1 protein-coding gene is annotated in these 847 nt (G+C 63.3%); it reads right to left on the minus strand.

What is annotated here, in order from left to right; translation table 11 throughout:
• A partial coding sequence (locus EOD15_RS34925) for an ABC transporter substrate-binding protein (protein WP_148129838.1) occupies positions 1-807 on the minus strand: 807 nt, incomplete at its 3' end.
• Between the last annotated feature and the right edge of the window lie 40 nt (positions 808-847).

The following is an 847-nucleotide window of genomic DNA, read 5'->3' on the forward strand; positions in this document are numbered from 1 at the left end:
GACACCGGTCTTCGGCACGACGACGTCGACGGGCGGATTGCCCTTCAGCGTGTCGCGGCCGGCGAGCGCGTTGTAGTCCCAGGTGACGAGGATCGGGGTCTGGCCCTGGGCGAGCGTCGCGGCCTTTCCGATGACCGGCACGAAATTGCCGGCGGCATTGAGCTTCTTGAAGAAGTCGAGGCCAGCGGTACCGGCAGCTTCACCAGCGGCGGCACCCGACGACAGGCCGGCGGCATAAACCGCCTGGATCGCCTGGTTCGAGGCACGCGGATCACCGGCAAGGGCCACCGAGTTGGCGAATTCCGGCTTCAGCAGGTCGGCCCAGTCGGCCGGAGCTTCCTTGACGAGATCCTTGTTCACCTGGAAGGAAAGCACGCCGTAATAGTCGCCGGTCCAGAAACCTTCGGCATCCTTCGCGCTGTCGGGGATCGAGTCCCAGGTCGACACCTTGTAGGGCTGGATCAGGCCATCGGCCTTGGCGGTCGGGCCGAAGGACAGGCCGACGTCGATGACGTCGGGCGCCTGCGGACCTTTGTTGTCCTTGTTGGCCTTGATCGCCTCGATTTCGTCGCCGGAACCGGCATCCGGATTGAGTTCGTTGACGGTGATTTCCGGATACTTCGCCTTGAAGCCTGCGATGACGTCGCCGTAGCCGCACCAGTCATGCGGCAACGCGATGGTGGTGAGCTGGCCTTCTGCCTTGGCGGCCTTGACGAGATCGTCCATCGAATCCGCGGACGAAATCACCGTCGACGCGAAAAGCGCCGCGGCCGAAAGGGAAAGCACTTTCCCCGTGAATTTGAACATGTGTTCTCTCCGTTGAACTGACGCCGTTGGACGCCTGCGA

Origin of the sequence: Mesorhizobium sp. M7A.T.Ca.US.000.02.2.1 (genome assembly GCF_003996995.1) — a bacterium.
Classification (GTDB): domain Bacteria; phylum Pseudomonadota; class Alphaproteobacteria; order Rhizobiales; family Rhizobiaceae; genus Mesorhizobium.